Source organism: Dietzia sp. CW19 (assembly GCF_014145265.1).
GTDB classification, from domain to species: Bacteria; Actinomycetota; Actinomycetes; order Mycobacteriales; family Mycobacteriaceae; genus Dietzia; species Dietzia natronolimnaea.
In genome coordinates this window covers 1-2,132 of the sequence record NZ_JAALEE010000125.1, presented here as the reverse complement: position 1 = coordinate 2,132, position 2,132 = coordinate 1, and the positions used below count along the sequence as shown (strand labels likewise).

The window sequence follows — 2,132 nt, the reverse complement described above, 5'->3', positions numbered from 1 at the left end:
CAGGCGGCTTTCCACCGCAGGTCGAATGTCAACGCATCGACCGCCTCCCGATCGGAGTGCCCGAACAGGGCTTGCAGCACGATCACCGAGGCGATCACCTCACCCGGGATCGACGGTCGGCCCCGGCCAGAGGGAAACAGGTCGGCGAACAACTCGTCCGGGAACAGGCGGTCACGGTGCTCGGCCAGCAACGCGAACACACTGCCGGGCTCGAGCAGATGCCCCGCCACCGACTCCACATCCAACAGTTCCCGCTGCCGATCCGACTCACCCTGCATGAGGCACATCATTTCAGTGCCACCCCAACCTCGCAGGCCAGCCACGCCACTTGTTCAGCAGTCTCCTAGTCGACGACGACGAGGGCCAGCCCGAAATCGCCGACCGCATCGGTCCACACCGCCTGACCGCTGAAGCCGTGCCCCGCGAGCTCGTCGACGAGTGCGTGGGGCTCGAACTTCCGGGCGATCTCGGTGCGGATCCCCTCACCGGCGGCCAGCGTGCGCTCCCGCCCGAGCGTCGGGAAGTCGATCCGCACCTCGCGCACCGCGCGCAGCCACATCTCGATCCGGCTCTCCCGGGCGTTCCACACGGCCTCGTGCCGGAAGTCGCGGCGGTCGAGGCCCGTGCACTCGACGGTCCGCGCGATCACGTCGAGCATGTTGAGGTTGAACTCGGCGGTGACCCCGGCGGCGTCGTCGTAGGCCGCGACCAGCCGGTCTGGATTCTTGACCAGGTCGAATCCCACGGCCAGCCGGTCACCCGGGGCCATGATCCCGCGCATCATGCGGAAGAACCCGGCGCGCTGCGACTCGCTGAAGTTGCCGACGGTGCCGCCGAGGAACAGCACCAGCCGTCCGCCCGGCTCACCCGGCAGCGGGCCGTCGAGAGCGGTGATGTCGCCGATGACCGGGTCGATCCGCAGACCCGGATACTCCTGCTCGAGCGCGCGGGCGGTCTCGAAGAGCATCTCGGTGCTGATGTCCAGGGGCACGAATCCCGCATCCGCGCTCCCGGCCGCCAAGACGTCGAGCAGCACCCGGGTCTTCTCGCAGGTCCCGGCCCCGAGCTCGACCACCGTCGAGGCCTCGCCCACGATGTCGCCGGCCCGGGCCCGCAGGATCTCGGCCTCGGCCCGGGTGGGGTAGTACTCCGCCACGCGGGTGATCTGGTCGAACAGCAGGCTGCCCTTCTCGTCGTAGAACCAGCGCGGGGGCAGGGTGGGCGGGTCGGAGAAGAAGCCTTCGAGCAGGTCCGACTCCAGCGCGGCGGTGTCGGGGTCGGTGGACTCCGTCGTCGTCGTGGTGGTCGTCGTCGTGGTCGTCGTCGTGGTCGGGTTCTCGGTGTCGGTCATCGGGCGAGCCTCAGTCCCGTCGCCGCCCACCGGGATGAGGCGGGGAAGAAGTTCCGGTAGGTGGGTCGCGTGTGGCCCGCCGGGGTGAGGGCGCTGCCACCACGTAGGACGTGTTGGTCGGACATGAACTTGCCGTTGTACTCGCCGGCGGCGCCCTCCTCGGTGACGAACCCCGGGTAGGGCAGGTAGGCGCTGGCGGTCCATTCCCAGACGCCGCCGATCGTCCGATCCGTGGCGGGTTGCGGGTGGCAGCGGTCGGGGTCGAGCTCGTCGCGGATCTCCCAGCCGGCGGTGGCGACCTCCCACTCGAACTCGGTGGGCAGGCGGGCCCCGGCCCACCGGGCGTACGCGTCGGCCTCGTAGAAGGACACGTGGCACACGGGTTCGGCGTCCACGACCGGACGGCGACCCGAGAGGGTGAAGGTGGTCCACTCGCCGTCGGCGGCGGGCGCCCCGGCGGTGCCCGCAGACGCGCTCCCGCCGGCACCGTCCTCGCGCCTCCAGTACCCGGGTGCGTCCCAGCCCTCGTCCTGCACGGCGGCCCACCCGTCGGAGAGCCACAGCTCGGGGCGGGCGTACCCTCCGTCGGCCATGAACTCCTTCCAGTCGGCCACCGTGACCTGGCGGGTCGCCACCTGTCCGCCGGGGATCCACACCCGGTGACGCGGGCGCTCGTTGTCGTAGGAGAAGCCGTCGTAGGAGGAGCCGCCGGAGGGCAGATCGTCGTGGGAAGACCCGGAGCGGTCGGCCGGGTCCGAGGCGCCGACCCGGGCGACCCCTT

The 2,132-nt window shown here is 70.8% G+C and carries 3 protein-coding genes; all 3 read right to left on the bottom strand.

The genetic code is table 11. The annotated features are described in order from the left end of the window. A partial coding sequence (locus G6021_RS04385) for a transposase (RefSeq protein ID WP_182640742.1) occupies positions 1-278 on the bottom strand: 278 nt, incomplete at its 3' end. A 65-nt stretch (positions 279-343) separates the two neighbouring features. Next, complete coding sequence (egtD, locus tag G6021_RS04380) at positions 344-1,351, bottom strand: L-histidine N(alpha)-methyltransferase (protein ID WP_182640741.1); 1,008 nt, start codon at positions 1,349-1,351, stop codon at positions 344-346. Next, the coding region (locus G6021_RS04375) for an SUMF1/EgtB/PvdO family nonheme iron enzyme (RefSeq protein WP_241736424.1) at positions 1,348-2,132 on the bottom strand (785 nt) is incomplete at its 5' end. The genes egtD and G6021_RS04375, both read right to left, overlap by 4 nt.